At 70.2% G+C, this 13,832-nt stretch carries 13 protein-coding genes and 1 pseudogene; 6 read left to right on the top strand and 8 right to left on the bottom strand.

The window, feature by feature from the left end:
• Window position 1: 1 nt before the first annotated feature.
• Complete coding sequence (locus tag OG587_RS10950; RefSeq protein ID WP_329089319.1) at window positions 2-235, bottom strand: hypothetical protein; 234 nt, start codon at window positions 233-235, stop codon at window positions 2-4.
• 131 nt (window positions 236-366) lie between these two features.
• Here OG587_RS10950 and OG587_RS10945 point away from each other — a divergent pair, with 131 nt between their 5' ends.
• From OG587_RS10945 to OG587_RS10930, 5 genes are all read left to right on the top strand, one after another.
• Window positions 367-894 carry a MarR family winged helix-turn-helix transcriptional regulator gene (locus OG587_RS10945; protein ID WP_329089317.1) on the top strand — a complete coding sequence of 176 codons (528 nt, stop codon included), beginning with the start codon at window positions 367-369 and terminating at the stop codon, window positions 892-894.
• 447 nt (window positions 895-1,341) lie between these two features.
• A complete protein-coding gene (locus OG587_RS47130; RefSeq protein WP_386266854.1) occupies window positions 1,342-1,458 on the top strand; it encodes a putative leader peptide in 117 nt (38 codons plus the stop codon).
• A gap of 118 nt (window positions 1,459-1,576) precedes the next feature.
• Complete coding sequence (locus tag OG587_RS10940) at window positions 1,577-2,866, top strand: dicarboxylate/amino acid:cation symporter (protein WP_329089315.1); 1,290 nt, start codon at window positions 1,577-1,579, stop codon at window positions 2,864-2,866.
• Window positions 2,867-3,101: 235 nt separating this feature from the next.
• Window positions 3,102-3,677 (top strand): pyridoxamine 5'-phosphate oxidase family protein, encoded by a 576-nt coding sequence (locus OG587_RS10935; RefSeq protein ID WP_329089312.1) that lies wholly within the window; start codon window positions 3,102-3,104, stop codon window positions 3,675-3,677.
• Window positions 3,678-3,819: 142 nt separating this feature from the next.
• Window positions 3,820-4,698 (top strand): hypothetical protein, encoded by an 879-nt coding sequence (locus tag OG587_RS10930; RefSeq protein ID WP_329089310.1) that lies wholly within the window; start codon window positions 3,820-3,822, stop codon window positions 4,696-4,698.
• A gap of 43 nt (window positions 4,699-4,741) precedes the next feature.
• Here OG587_RS10930 and htpX read toward each other — a convergent pair whose 3' ends face one another.
• The 3 genes from htpX to OG587_RS10915 form a co-directional block, all read right to left on the bottom strand.
• Complete coding sequence (htpX, locus tag OG587_RS10925) at window positions 4,742-5,593, bottom strand: zinc metalloprotease HtpX (protein WP_329089308.1); 852 nt, start codon at window positions 5,591-5,593, stop codon at window positions 4,742-4,744.
• A gap of 73 nt (window positions 5,594-5,666) precedes the next feature.
• On the bottom strand, window positions 5,667-7,448 hold the full coding sequence (locus OG587_RS10920; RefSeq protein ID WP_329089307.1) for an NADH-quinone oxidoreductase subunit N: 1,782 nt from the start codon (window positions 7,446-7,448) through the stop codon (window positions 5,667-5,669).
• Window positions 7,445-9,241, bottom strand: coding sequence for a complex I subunit 4 family protein (locus OG587_RS10915; RefSeq protein WP_329089305.1), 1,797 nt, complete (start codon window positions 9,239-9,241; stop codon window positions 7,445-7,447). The genes OG587_RS10920 and OG587_RS10915 overlap by 4 nt, the downstream gene beginning before the upstream one ends.
• A gap of 78 nt (window positions 9,242-9,319) precedes the next feature.
• On the opposite strand from OG587_RS10915, the gene OG587_RS10910 reads away from it, so the two are divergent.
• Window positions 9,320-9,610 carry a hypothetical protein gene (locus OG587_RS10910; protein ID WP_329089303.1) on the top strand — a complete coding sequence of 97 codons (291 nt, stop codon included), beginning with the start codon at window positions 9,320-9,322 and terminating at the stop codon, window positions 9,608-9,610.
• A gap of 45 nt (window positions 9,611-9,655) precedes the next feature.
• On the opposite strand, the gene OG587_RS10905 is transcribed toward OG587_RS10910, so the two are convergent.
• The 4 genes and pseudogenes from OG587_RS10905 to OG587_RS10890 all read right to left on the bottom strand — a co-directional run bounded on the left by OG587_RS10905 (window position 9,656) and on the right by OG587_RS10890 (window position 13,779).
• Window positions 9,656-11,713, bottom strand: a complete 2,058-nt coding sequence (locus OG587_RS10905; protein ID WP_329089302.1) for an NADH-quinone oxidoreductase subunit 5 family protein — start codon at window positions 11,711-11,713, stop codon at window positions 9,656-9,658.
• A 200-nt stretch (window positions 11,714-11,913) separates the two neighbouring features.
• Window positions 11,914-12,195 (bottom strand): annotated as a pseudogene (gene nuoK, locus OG587_RS10900) (NADH-quinone oxidoreductase subunit NuoK); the annotation flags it as partial.
• Window position 12,196: 1 nt separating this feature from the next.
• Window positions 12,197-12,733, bottom strand: a complete 537-nt coding sequence (locus OG587_RS10895; RefSeq protein WP_329089300.1) for an NADH-quinone oxidoreductase subunit J family protein — start codon at window positions 12,731-12,733, stop codon at window positions 12,197-12,199.
• Entirely contained in the window at window positions 12,730-13,779 is a 1,050-nt protein-coding gene (locus OG587_RS10890) for a 4Fe-4S binding protein (protein WP_329093813.1), read from the bottom strand. Before OG587_RS10890 ends, OG587_RS10895 begins: the two co-directional genes overlap by 4 nt.
• Window positions 13,780-13,832: the final 53 nt, after the last annotated feature.

The raw sequence follows: 13,832 nt of genomic DNA, 5'->3' as shown, positions 1-13,832 counted from the left end.
TTCAGGCGGGGGTCAGGACGGTCTTCCCGGCCAGCCGTCCGGCGGTGGCCTCGTCGTGGACGGCGGCCAGGTCGGCCAGGGGGCGCCGCTCGGCCACCTCGATCTTCAACTCGCCGGCGACCTGTACCACCACCTGCCCCGCTCCCGCCACCGGACGGTCGGCGTCCTCGTGGACCAGGACGTCGCTGTCGCCGTAGGAGCTGTCGCCGTAGGAGTGGTAACGCACTGCCTTCATGATCTCTCCTCACCCGATGCTTTGAAGTTGAAGCAGATGATGACAGTAACCTGCTTCAACTTCAAAGCAATATCCCTCGAGCGAGTGACCTTCCTCACAGTGCTTTGAATTCGAACATATACGGTGGAGGGATGACGGACACCCGCCCCGCCCCCGCCGATGGTCAGGCGCTCGATCCACAGCAGCTGGGGGCCTACTTCGTGCTCATGGAAGCCGTCAGCCTGCTCCAGCACCAGGTCGAACAGCAGTTACGTACCGAGGGCGACATCAGCTACGTGCAGTTCCAGCTTCTGGCCCGCCTCGCCCACGCGCCCGGCCACCTGACCATGACGCAGCTGGCCGACGGCGTCGTCTACAGCCGTAGCGGCCTGACCTACCAGGCCGGCCTGCTGGAGAAGGCCGGCCTCATCACCCGTGGCCCCTGCCCCAACGACGAGCGCGCCACCCTGGTCGCCATCACCGAAAACGGCCGGGCTCTCCTGGACCGCGTCCTGCCCGGCCACATCCAGGTCTGCCGCAGCCTGCTGTTCGATCCCCTGGCCGACGAGGACCTGCACCACCTCGGCGACATCATGACCCGCGTCCGCGACCACATGCGCACCCAGCCGCCCCGCTCCGCCGCCCCCCGCAATCGCCGCTCCAGCTCGACGCAGGCCTGAACCGGAATTCCGCACCCGGCCGGTACCGAGGCTCGCCAAAGGCCCCGGTGATCACTGAACGGCTCGGCCCGCGCCGCCCGACGCCCCCGGGAGCCCGCTGACGCCGGCCCGCATCGGAACCCACCACGGGAGCCGGCGTCTTCGCGTGCTTCCACCCCTCGCCGTCCGGCCGCCCGAACCGCCGCTCGCCGCCCGCCCGAACCGCCCGAACCGCCCTCCAGGACAGTCAGTCCCGCGTCCCGCTCGCGTCGCGGCTCGCGCCCGGCCACGGGTGTTCCGCGAGCCGTCTCCGGGACGAGTCCGACCTCGGTGCGGTGCGGCCCTGCTCGCCCTGACCATGTCGTGTCTCCACGGCACGACGCCTGTCGGCGCCGGTTCGCAACTCAATCCCTTTACTTCCGGTCGGAAAAGTCTTGATTTGAGAGGCAGATCACTCTTACAGTCGGAATGCTGTCCCGTTCACTACGGCTTACTCATCCTGTGAGGTTTTACGTCCTGTTTGTGTGGCTCGTTGGGCGGCTGCACGTCGACCTCTGTCGTCTGACCGGCTCCCTCTGTCGCTGATCACGCTCTGACGAACCTGTCACCGATCGCGCTCTGACGAGCGCTCGATCCCCCACCTCTCACCACCTCTCTTTCGCATGCCCTCTTCGGCATGCCATCTTTCGGAGCCTTCCTCATCGTGAAGAGATTCTCTTTCTCCCTGCAGTTGCTGCTGGGCCTGGTCGTGGGCGTGGCCCTCGGCTTCGCCGCCCGCGTCTGGGACCTCGCCTGGCTGGCCACCACCCTCACCGAAGTCGGAAAAATCTTCGTCCAGCTGCTAAAGCTGGCAGTGCCGCCGCTGGTGTTCACCGCCGTGGTGGTCAGCGTCGCCAATCTCCGCAACGTCAACGGCGCGGCCAGGTTGGCGGGCAAGACGCTGTTCTGGTTCCTGGCCACCGCGCTGATCGCCGTCATCGTCGGCATCGGCCTCGGCCTGATCATCAACCCCGGCCAGGGCGTCACCCTGAACACGGCGGGCGCGAAGGCGCCCGAGAACGTCGGCACGTGGGTCGACTTCCTCACCGGCATCATCCCGACGAACATCGTCACGGCGTTCACCGAGCTCAACGTCCTCCAGATCGTCTTCCTGGGGATCGTCCTCGGCGCGGCGGCCCTCGCGATCGGCGAGAAGGCCGAGCCGTTCCTCGACTTCAGCCGCTCGATCCTCGAACTGGTCCAGAAGGCGCTGTGGTGGGTCATCCGCCTGGCCCCCATCGGGACCGCTGGCCTGATCGGCAAGTCGGTCGCCACGTACGGATGGGACCTGCTCGCGCCGCTGGCCAAGCTCACCCTCGGCGTCTACGTCGGCTGCTTCATCGTCCTGCTCGTCGTCTACCCGACGCTGCTCGCGCTGGTCGGCAAGGTCAACCCGATCACGTTCTTCCGCAACGCGTGGCCCGCGATCGAGCTCGCCTTCGTCTCCCGCTCCTCGGTCGGCACGCTGCCGCTGACGCAGAAGGTCACGATCGAGCGCCTGGGCGTCGACCGCGACTACGCCTCCTTCGCCGTGCCGTTCGGCGCGACCACCAAGATGGACGGTTGCGCCTCGATCTACCCGGCGCTGGCGGCGATCTTCGTGGCGCAGGTGTTCGACATCCCGCTGGGGGTCGGCGAGTACCTGCTCATCGCGTTCGTCTCCGTGGTCGGCTCGGCCGCGACGGCCGGTCTGACCGGCGCGATCGTGATGCTCACGCTGACACTGAGCACGCTGGGCCTGCCGCTCGAAGGCGTCGGCCTGCTGCTGGCCATCGACCCGATCCTCGACATGATCCGCACCGCGACCAACGTCGCGGGACAGATCGTGGTGCCGGTCCTTGTCGCCCGCAGTGAGGGCCGTCTCGACGAGGCGGTGCTCAACGCTCCCCCGCAGCCGCTCGACGAGGCTCCGGTGAGCACGCCGCGCCTCTCGGGCGAACCGGCGATCGCATAGATCGTCTAACGTTCTCACCCGAAGGAGAGGACGGGGCGGCCCGCGCGGGGGCCGCCCCGTCCTCTCACGTTCGAGAAGGCGGTCCGCCCAGGCCGGGCTGTCTGAATTCCGGTACGTTCACGCACCCCTCGACGGGAGGAGGGGGAGAGAGCCCGAGCAGGGTCGTCCTCCCGGTCGGAGGCAACTACCGGACGCGCTGCCGACCGGCGAACGACAAAGAACTATCGTCCTGTTCATGGGGAAAATTCACGACAGGATCGACGACCGGCTGCGTGAGTTCATCGGAGCGCAGCCGGTCTATTTCGTGGCCACGGCCCCCGAGCAGGGCGGCCACGTCAACATGTCCCCCAAGGGATACGCCGACACCTTCGCCGTTCTCGACGACACCACCGTCGCCTACCTGGACCTGGACGGCAGCGGGGTGGAGACCATCGCGCACCTCCGCCAGAACGGCCGCATCACGGTCATGTTCTGCGCCTTCTCCGGCCCTCCCAACATCCTCCGCCTGTACGGCACCGGCCGGGTCGTCGTACCGGAGAACCCCGACTTCGCGACACTGATCAAGAATTTCGGCCCGCATCCGGGCGTGCGGTCGATCATCGTCGTCGACTGTGACCGGATCTCCGATTCCTGCGGCTTCTCGGTACCGTTCATGTCCTTCGACAAGGACCGGACGCTGCTGGACGAGTGGGCGGGACGCAAGGACGTCCAGCAGCGGCGCACCTACCGGGCACAGAAGAACCGCGAGAGCATCGACGGCATCCCCGGTCTCTCCTCGGAGGAGACCGACCCGGTCACGCAGCACTCCTGAGGCGGCCGGTCCCGGCCGGGACCGGCCCTCACGGCGGCACCGCCGACCGGCCCTCCCCGAGGCGTACAGTAACCCGTACGTGACGGACGCCCCCCGGATGTCCGGGAGACTCAGGGGGGCCTCGGTGGGGTTGTTCTGCCGCTTGAGCGTTTGCGTCGGCGCGATCGCCGTGGTCATCGGGGCGGGCGTCCCCGCGGAGGCCGGGGGCGCGAGACCTCCGGTCCGGTACGCGGGACTCGACGGGTGCGTCTGCGCTCCGTGGAAACTCTGGGTACGCGGCGGCAGGGTGGTCGCTCTCCCCGACGCCCGGGTGTTCTCCGTGCGCAGGCAACGAGCACCGCTGGCCCTGTCGCCGAACGGCAGGTATGTCGCGTACTTCCAGCTGGAGGGTGGGGCGCTGGTGGTGCGGGAGATGTCCACCGGCGAGGTGCGCGCGGTGCCGGGTGTGATGTGGTCGAACGCCATGCGCACGGCACGGGTCGAACTCTCTCCCGGCGGGCGGTACGCGGTGCTGGGCCTCGGCGGGGAGCACTGGATCCTGGACACGTACAGCGGGGAGAGTGTCCCGGTGCCACCCGGACTGCGGCCTTGGAGTTTCAGCCCTGACGCGAAGTTCGTACTCGTGGTGGATGACACGTTCCAGGCGGGGATCTACTCGGTGTCGCCCTTCGCCGAGCGGGGGCGTGTCCCGGTGGGGGGCGCGCTCGGCCCGGACGGCGAGGTCGTCGCCCATTTCACGGCACGTGACGCGGGGATCCGCCTGTGGGACGTGCCCACCGGCGGCATCCCCAGGCGCGACCCCATCGCCGTCCCCGTGAACAGGACTCCGACCCGGATGCGCTGGAACGGCAAGGGCCACCTCGACCTGCAGACGGTCACCCCGCGCAGGATCAGGAAGGGGGGAGGCACCCGCTACACCTGGTATCGGGTCGATCAGGAGTCGGGCGGGATGGAGCGGGTGGGTGGCTTCGTCGTGCCCGGATCCGTCTACAACCCGATCGTCACCGGGCTGACTCCCTGACCCGTCGCGGGCCGTGAGGGCTCGCGAGGGCAGGGAGCACGGGTCAGCGGCGGTAGCCGGCCATGCGCTCCAGGCGGGCTACGCGCTCGGCGGTGGGCGGGTGGGTGGAGAACATCCTGCCGATCCCGGCGCCGCGGAAGGGGTTGGCGATCATCAGGTGGGAGGCGGAGGCGATTCGGCCGTTCTCCGGGAGGGGCAGCTGACGGGTGCCCATCTCGATCTTCCTCAGTGCCGAGGCGAGGGCCAGCGGATCACCCGTCAGCCGGGCACCGGACTCGTCCGCCTGGTATTCGCGGGAGCGGGAGATGGCCATCTGGATCATTCCGGCCGCGACCGGGCCAAGCACGATCATGAGGAGTGCGCCGATGAACCCGGGGCCCTCGTCGTCGTCCCCGCCGCCGAAGAACAGTCCGGCGTAGCCGAGATAGGTGATCATGGTGGCGAGCGCGCCGGCCACCGAGGAGATCAGGATGTCGCGGTTGTAGACGTGGGAGAGCTCGTGCCCGATGACCCCGCGCAGCTCGCGCTCGTCGAGGAGCTGGGTGATCCCGTAGGTCACGCAGACCGCGGCGTTGCGGGGGTTGCGCCCCGTCGCGAAGGCGTTGGGCTGCATGGTCGGCGAGACGTAGAGCCGGGGCATGGGCTGGCGCGCCTCGGTGGAGAGCTCGCGCACGATCCGGTAGAGGAGCGGTTGCTCGACCTCGCCCACCGGCCGGGCGCGCATGGCGGACAGCGCGATGCGGTCGGAGAAGAAGTAGGCGACGCCGCTGGTCGCCAGCGCGACCAGGACCGCGATCTGCACGCCGACGCCGCCTCCGAACCACGCCCCCACCGCGATGATCACCGCGGACAGTGCGCCGAGGAGGACCGCGGTACGCAGACCGTTGTGATGCACTACACCCCCCTCTCGGTTGATGCTGACTCACCTGTGACAACGTCTCCGGCCAGGTCGAACGTTCCCAGGTGGTTCAGCGCGCGGCGATGAGTGCCGCGGGGACGAGGTCGAAGACCAGTTGGGGGGCGACCGAGAAGGCGATCGCGACGATCGCCGCCACCGTGACCGCCACACTCGCGGGTATCCATCCGGCACCGCGGCCGCCCGTTCCCACGCTCCCGGTTTCAACGCCTACCGTCACGACACTCCCGGTCACGGCACCCCCGGTCGCAGCGCTTCCCGTCACGAGACCCCCGGTCACGGCACTTCCGGTCACGGCGCCACCCGCCGTGGCGCTCCCGATCGCGGCGCCCTCCGTCACCGGCACCGGCGTGAAGATCCGTACGACCCAGGCGACGTAGTAGTAGAGGCCCACGACCGTGTTGACCGCCATGACGGCGGCCAGCCAGCCGCCGCCTCCGCCGAGGAGCTCCCGGAACACCACGATCTTGGCGAAGAGCCCGGCCAGCCCCGGGGGCAGACCCGCCAGGCAGATCAGGGAGAAGGCCAGCACCAGCCCGGCAGCCGGGCTCCGGAACGCGAGGCCCCGGTAGTCGTCCAGCTCTCCCCCGCCCGACCGTCTCGACACCAGCGTGACCACGGCGAACGCCCCGAGGTTCATCGCCGCGTAGAAGACCAGGTAGGCGACCGAGGCGTTCATCGCCTCGCCGTTCCTGACGCCGAGGGGAGCGAGGATGTAGCCCGACTGGGCGACGGACGACCAGGCGAGCAGCCGCACGGCGTGGCGCTGGCGCATGGCCAGGAGGTTGCCCACGGTCATGGTCAGCGCGGCGAGGATCGCGATCAGCGGGACCCAGGTGGCCCCCTGCCCGCCCAGGGCGACGACCAGGATGAGGATCAGCCCGGCGAATCCCGCCGCCTTGGAGATGACGGACAGCAGGGCCGCAATGGGGACGGGGGCACCCTGGTAGACGTCGCCCGCCCACGCGTGGAACGGCACCGCTGCGATCTTGAAGGCGAACCCGGCGAGGACCAGGACCACGGCCACGGTGACCACGGCGGGCAGGTCGTAGCCGACCCGCAGCGCGGACTCGTAGGCACTGCCGTCGCCGAGGCCGCCCTGTCCGGGCCCGAGACCGGTGGCGGCGGGAACATCCTGCCGCAGGACGTGGGCGATGCGGTCGAGATAGACGGTGCCGGTCGTCCCGTACAGCAGGGAGACCCCGAAGAGCATCACCGCCGTGGAGACCACGGAGACCAGGAAGAGCTTGACCGCCGCCTCGGAGCTCCGACCGTCGTAACGTCTGAGCGCGGTGAGCGCGAACACCGGCAGCGAGACGAGCTCCAGCGCGACCACCAGCATGATCAGGTCACGGGAGGCGGGCAGGGCGACGGCACCCGCCAGCGTGCAGAGCAGCAGGAAGTACCACTCTCCGACGGGGATGTCCCCGGAGGAGAGTTCGGCCGCCGACAGCAGCACCACGACGATCCCGGCGAACAGCGCGAGCCCCGCGAAGACCAGCGTGAAGTCGTCGACCACGAACGAGCACGGCGCCACGGCGGCCGTGGACGCCGTCGGCTCTGCGACCGGGGGGACGATGGCACCGATCACCGCGCGGGGGGAGCCGAGCAGCCCCTCCGGCACGCAGAAGGTTCTCAGCGGCTCTCCGGCGCGTACGGCCTGGGAGATCACCACCGCCAGGGCGCCGATCACCCCGGCCAGCGTGACCGCGCCGAGTGCCGTCCGGACGTACGGCCTGCGGGGCAGGAAGACGTCCAGGAGCAGGACGAGCCCGGCGGTGAGGGCGAGGATCAGGGGCGGCGCGACCGCGTAGTAGTCGATCGACTGGATCACGGCGCGCCCACCAGGGTCCGGACCACCGGGTCGGTGAGGAGGAGGAGTGCCTTGGGCCAGAGCCCGAACAGCAGGATCAGCGCGATCAACGGCACCCAGGCGGCCAGTTCGTAGCCCATGACGTCGGGCATGCGCGGCCTGCCCGCGCTCGTCGCCCCCGAGGTCACTCGCGAAGCCGTGCCCGTCGTCGTCGGCGACGTCTCCGAGGTCGCCGACGAAGGCGTTCCCGACGTCGCCGCCGGAGGGGAGGCGTCTCCTCCGCCGACGGGCGCCTCGGAGAGGCTCTTCCTCTCGCCCGCCTCGGGAGCTCTCCCCTCGTAGTCGCCCTCCTCCCCGGTCGGGCCCGTGGAGGGGAGACCGCCCGCGGTGACCGCGGCCAGGACCGGGACGTGGACGGTCTCGGTGCTCCGGCCGTGGGTGACGCGGGAGAGCATGAGCAGGAAGTAGGCGGCGGTCAGCACGGTACCGAGACCTCCGAGGGCCATGAAGACCAGGTAGAGGGGGCGGGACAGACCCGCGGCCGGTTCGAAGGCACCGAGGAGGGCCAGCATCTCGCCCCAGAAGCCCGCCAGTCCCGGCAGTCCGAGCGAGGCGACGCAGGCGAAGGTGAGCAGGGAGGCGAGGTGGGGAAGCCGGGTCAGCATGCCACCGCCGAGGGCAGGTATGTCGGAGGTGCCGTAGCGCTCCTTGATCGCTCCGGCGACGAAGAACAGCAGGGCGGTGATGAGGCCGTGGGCGATGTTGCCGAACAGGGCGCCGTTGACTCCGGCCGGGGTGAGCGTGGCGAAGCCCAGGAGCACGAAACCCATGTGGCCGACCGAGGAGTAGGCGATCATCCTTTTGAGATCGCGCTGGGCGAGACAGGCCAGCGAGCCGTAGACGATGCCGATCACCGCGAAGGCCCCGAGCCAGGGGGCCATCGCGGCGGCGCCGTCGGGCAGGATCGGGATCGCGACGCGGACGAAGCCGTACGTGCCCATCTTGAGCAGCACGCCCGCCAGGAGCACCGAGCCGACGGTCGGCGCCTCGGTGTGGGCGTCTGGCAACCAGGTGTGCAGCGGCCACATCGGGGTCTTGACCGCGAAACCGATGCCGACGGCCAGGAAGGAGAGGATCTGCACCGAGGGGGACATGCCCGTCCCCCGTGCCCGCGCGAGGGCGGTCATGTCCAGGGTGCCGGTCTGCGACCAGATGAGCAGCAGGCCGAGCAGGAGGACCACCGAGCCGAGCAGGGTGTAGAGGATGAACTTGATCGCCGCCGCCCGGCGGGCACGCCCGCCCCAGATGGCGATCACGAAGTACATCGGGATGAGGACGACCTCGAAGAACACAAAGAACAGCAGCAGGTCGAGCGCGAGGAACGTGCCGATCATGCCCACTTCGAGGATGAGCAGGGTGAACACCAGCGCCCGTGGCCGGTTGCCGCCGGGCCGGGGCCCCAGCAACTGTCCGGGGCCGTCGGCACGGCCCCGGCACAGGTAGACGAAGCAGAGGAAGGTCAGCAGCGTGGTCAGCACGACCAGCGGCAGCGAGATCCCGTCCACGCCGAGGTGGAACCTGAGGTCGAGGCCGGGGATCCAGGCCAGATCGGTCACGAACTGCGGCCGGGCGGCGTTTCCGTAGTCGAACGCGGCGGCCAGCAGCACCGACAGCGCGAACGTGAGCCCGGAGACGACCAGGCCGTGCACCCTGAGCAGCCGCTTCCCGGCCGTGCCGTCCGCCCCGGACGGGGCGAGCAGCGCGGCGGCTCCGGCGAGCGGCACGCCGAGGAGCGCGATCAGCACCCAGCTCATGGTGTGGCCACCTCACAGAAGTCGGGCCCCGGGTTCGCCCCTGTACCCGGCCTTGGTTTCAGCCTCGCGTCCGGCCTTGTGTCCGGCCTCGCCTTCAACCTTGTGTCCAGCCTTGGCTTCAGCCTCGCGTTCGGCCTTGTGTCCGGTGCCGGGCTCGGCCCCGTGATCGGTGCTGGGGCCGGCATTGTGGTCGGCGTTAAGTTCGGTGTCGGGTTCGGCCTCGTGGTCGGTGTCGGGACCGGCCCCGGATTCGGTCTCGTGGTCGGTGTCGCGACCGGCCCCGGGTTCGGCCTCGTGGTCGGCCCCGGGTTCGGTTGCGGGTTCGGTCGTGGAGGGGAGGTCAACGGCGCGTCACCGCCAGACGGATGAGGAGCAGCACGACGAGGGCCACGACACCCCAGAACAGCAGAGAGATCATCTCAGAATCACCGCCCCGGCCGCGATCAGGAGGACTCCGGCCAGCAGGCCGGTGATGTAGAGCTGGGCGTTGCCGTTCTGCACCAGGCGGACCAGGCCCGCCAGGCCAAGGGTCGCCTGACCCGAGCCGCGCACGGCACCGTCCACCACGCGGCTGTCGGTGCGGGCGACGAGACTCGCGAGGAGCAGCACGGGCCGGACGAAAAGCCCGGTGTAGAGGGAGTCGACGTAGAAGGCGCGCTCGCAGGGGGCCCTGAGGGGGCCGAGCAGGCGGGCCGGGTCGTCCAGGGGGCCGGAGCGCCACACGGCGTAGACCACCCCCGCGCCCAGCAGTGCCACCGCGAGACTGAGGGCGGCGGTGCCCCAGTGGACGTCGCCGACACGGGCGAAGCCGAGGAGCAGGGCGGGGACGGCCAGAACGAGAATAGGCCAGCGCATGGTGGCCGGAGCCTCGTGAACGACGGTGTGGAGGGCGTGAGACGCACCGGACGCGGGCCCGGACTCGGACGCGGGCCGGGGGGCACGCTGCCCGAAGAAGGTGCGCAGCCACGCGCGGGTGGCGTAGGCGCCGGTCACCGCGACCGTGGCGAGCGCGCAGCCGTAGAGCAGCAGGGCCGCGGTGCCGGTCAGCGGCCCCGAGGACAGGGAACGCTCGATGGCCACCAGCACCTCGTCCTTGCTGAAGAAACCGCTGGCCGGGGGCAGGCCCATCAGTGCGGCGAAGCCGATCGTCATCGCGGCGAAGGTGACGGGAAGCTGCCTTCTGAGGCCTCCCATGGTGCTCATCAGGTTGGAGCCGACCGCGTGGATCACCGCTCCGGCGCAGAGGAAGAGAAGTGCCTTGAAAGCGCCGTGAGTGATCAGGTGGAAGATCGCGGCGCTCTGGGACCCGGCGGCCAGGGCACCGGCCATGTAGGCGAGCTGGCTGATCGTGGAGTAGGCGAGGACGCGTTTGAGGTCGTCCTGGGCCAGGGCGGCGAGGGCCGCGCCGAGCATGCCGAGGGCGGCCAGGACCGCGAGGACGTCCAGGGTGGGAGGGGCACCGAGAAAGGCCGGGTAGAGCCGGGCGACGACGAAGATGCCCGCGGCGACCATGGTGGCCGCGTGGATGAGGGCGCTGATCGGTGTCGGTCCGGCCATCGCGTCGGGGAGCCAGACGTGCAGCGGCACCTGGGCGCTCTTTCCCGCCACCCCGGCCAGCAGCAGCATGGTGGCGGCGATGAGCGTGCCGGACGACATCTGGGGAACCCCGGCGATGACGTCGGCGATTTTGAAGCTGCCCGCCGCCGTCCCGAGGACGAAGATGCCGAACAGGAAGCCGACATCGCCGATCCGGGTGACGAGGAACGCCTTGATCGCCGCTCGCGAGTTGGCCCTGTCTTCCCACCAGTGCCCGACCAGCAGGTAGGAGCACAGGCCCATGATCTCCCAGCCCACGTAGAGGACCATGAGGTCGGCCGCGTAGACGACCAGCAGCATGGCGCTGGTGAACAGGCTGATGAAGGAGCTGTAGGACGGGTAGCGCCGGTCGCCGCGCATGTAGCCGACGGAGTAGACCTGCACGGCCAGCGCGACCACGCCGACCAGCACGGCGATCGACGCGGCGAGGCCGTCGACCAGCAGCCCGACCGAGATCGGCACCGAGCCCGTCTCGATGACGGTGAACGTCGCGGTGACACCGTCGATCGCTCCCTGAGCCCCTGGCCCGACCGGCGCGGACGGCTCGGTTACGTCCCCGCCGGCCACCCAGGTGGCGTAGGCCAGCCAGATCGCCAGGGCCGTGGACATCGCGGTGGGCACCACGGCGATCCAGGCGGCCCTGCGGTTGGCACCGGTGCTGGCGTCAACCTCGGAGGTGCCGGCCTCGGAGGTGCCGGCCTCGGAGGTGCCGGCCTCGGAGGTGCCGGCCTCGGAGGTGCCGGCCTCGGAGGTGATGCCGTCGCCGGTCTCCGGGGGCGGCACGCTGCGCGGACGCCGGGGAAAGCGGGAACCGAGAAGCCCGGTGGCCGCCGAGAGGAAGGGCAGCAGGATCACGAGCGAGGCGATAGTGATCATGTCGCGTCACCCGGTCTGGCGGCTGCCCGGTCGGTGTGAGTGGGGTTGGTGTGGGCCGGATCGGGGTCACGGGAACCGGCGGAGGCCGGATCGGTGTAGGCCGGGTCGGTGGTGGCCGGGTCGGCGTCGCGGAAACCTGTGTGGGCCGGGTCGATGTCACGGGAGCCGGTGGTGGCGGGGTCGGACAGGGAACGGAGGCGGTCGAGGTCGACGGTCCGGCGGTTGCGGTAGAGCGCGAGGATGATCGCGAGACCGAGGCCGACCTCGGCGGCGGCGATCACGATGACGAACAGCGTGAGGACCTGCCCGCCGTGCAGCCGGTCGCGCAACCACACGTCGAAGGCGACCAGGTTGAGGTTGACGGCGTTGAGCATGAGCTCGACGGACATCAGCACGAGGATCGTGTTGCGGCGGGCGAGCACCCCGTACACGCCGATGGAGAACAGCAGCGCCGAGACGACCGCGGGGTAGACGATGTGCACGTCAGTCCCTCCCGCGGATGTCCGTGCGGGACAGGACGATGGCGCCGATCAGAGCCGCGAGCAACAGGACCGAGAGCGCCTCGAACGGGAGCACCCAGTTGCGGAAGATGCTCGCACCGAGCTCACTGGCCGAGCCGGCACCGGGCTCAAGCGGGACGTAGGCCATGCGGAAGCCGTCGACGACGACGGTGACCAGCACGGCCGCGGTGGCGATCGCCACGATCGCCGCGGTCGGACGGTTCGGGCTGTCGAGGTCGGCGCTCCTGCCGATCGGCGCGCGGGTGAGCATGATGCCGAACAGGAGCAGGACCACGATCGCGCCGACGTAGATCAGCACCTGGACCCAGGCGACGAACTCGGCGGTGAGCACCAGATAGCACCCGGCCAGCGCGCCGAAGCAGACGACCAGCCACAGGGCTGCGTGGACGAGCTGCCTGGTGGTCACGACGAGCAGCGCCGACCCGACGGCCACCGCGCCCAGCAGAAGGAAGACGATCTCCTGCCCGGTCGGCGACAGGTAGGACGGCGCCTCGGTCACGTCTCCTCCTCGGGCTCTCCACTCGGATCCGTGGGAGGAGTCTGCCCCGGTGCGGCCGCCGTCGGAGGCGCGTCGCCCCTGCCTGTGGATAACTTCTCGACGGACGATCCGCCTGTGGACGGAGCGTCCTTCTTCGGAAGGGCACCCGGCGGCCGGATGGCCCGGACGCTCGCGTGCCCCGCCGAGGTGCCCGGTCTGGACGATCTACCCGGCGGTGGACCGCGCCGCGCGGGTGGCGCGTCGGGGGTGCCGGAAGCGGGTGCGGCAGGCGGGGAAGACTGCGGAGAGGAGGGGCCGGACGGCGAAGACGGGGTGCCGGACGCGGAGGCCGCGTGGTCCGGAGCGTCCGGAGCGGCGATAGGGCCGGACGGGAGACCGGATCCGGAGGGGGAATCGGCCGTGGAGGCCGGGGCATCGGACGGGGAAGCCGACGCGCCGGGTGAGGAGGCTCCGGGGCCCGGTCCGGCGATGGGACTGGAGGCGGAGGCGGCCCCGGAAACGGCACCGACCCCGGGAGCGGCTCCAAGAGCGGGAGCGGCCCCAGGAACGGACCCGGAAGTGACCCCGGACCCGGACCCGGACCCGGATGCGGATTCGGACCCGGAAGCGGAAGCGGACCCGGAAGTGACCCCGGACCCGGAAGCGGACCCGGAAGCGGGTCCGGAAGCGGGTCCGGAAGCGGGTCCGGATGGGGCGGGACGGGGGCGAACCGGGCGGGAGACGGCCGCGAGTTCCTTCGGCGGATCGGCGTTGGGCTCGTGGGCCGGAGGTGGCGGGACGGTCTGCGCCCAGGCCGCCAGCTTGTCCTTCTCATGGAGAAGGTTACGGATGTCGCCTTCGGCGTACTCGAACTCCGGAGACCAGAACAGCGCGTCGAAGGGGCAGACCTCGATGCAGATCCCGCAGTACATGCACAGGGAGAAGTCGATCGCGAAGCGGTCGAGCATGTTGCGGGCACGGGGTCGGCCGCCCTCCGGGGCCGGGAGGGTCTCCTTGTGGGAGTCGATGTAGATGCACCAGTCGGGGCACTCCCGGGCACAGAGCATGCACACCGTGCAGTTCTCCTCGACCAGCGCGATCACCCCCCTGCTCCTCGGGG

Origin of the sequence: Streptosporangium sp. NBC_01469 (assembly GCF_036227305.1) — a bacterium.
Taxonomy (GTDB): domain Bacteria; phylum Actinomycetota; class Actinomycetes; order Streptosporangiales; family Streptosporangiaceae; genus Streptosporangium.
Note: the sequence above shows the minus strand (reverse complement) of the source record. Positions and strands in the feature narration are given on the sequence as shown.

Bases quoted from the DNA above. Each gene is read 5' to 3' on its own strand.
- OG587_RS10890 (WP_329093813.1), bottom strand. From the start codon at position 13,779: ATGCTCTGTGCCCGGGAGTGCCCCGACTGGTGCATCTACATCGACTCC.
- OG587_RS10935 (WP_329089312.1), top strand. From the start codon at position 3,102: ATGGGGAAAATTCACGACAGGATCGACGACCGGCTGCGTGAGTTCATC.
- OG587_RS10905 (WP_329089302.1), bottom strand. From the start codon at position 11,713: ATGATCACTATCGCCTCGCTCGTGATCCTGCTGCCCTTCCTCTCGGCG.
- OG587_RS47130 (WP_386266854.1), top strand. From the start codon at position 1,342: ATGCTGTCCCGTTCACTACGGCTTACTCATCCTGTGAGGTTTTACGTC.
- OG587_RS10950 (WP_329089319.1), bottom strand. From the start codon at position 235: ATGAAGGCAGTGCGTTACCACTCCTACGGCGACAGCTCCTACGGCGAC.
- OG587_RS10945 (WP_329089317.1), top strand. From the start codon at position 367: ATGACGGACACCCGCCCCGCCCCCGCCGATGGTCAGGCGCTCGATCCA.
- OG587_RS10915 (WP_329089305.1), bottom strand. From the start codon at position 9,241: ATGAGCTGGGTGCTGATCGCGCTCCTCGGCGTGCCGCTCGCCGGAGCC.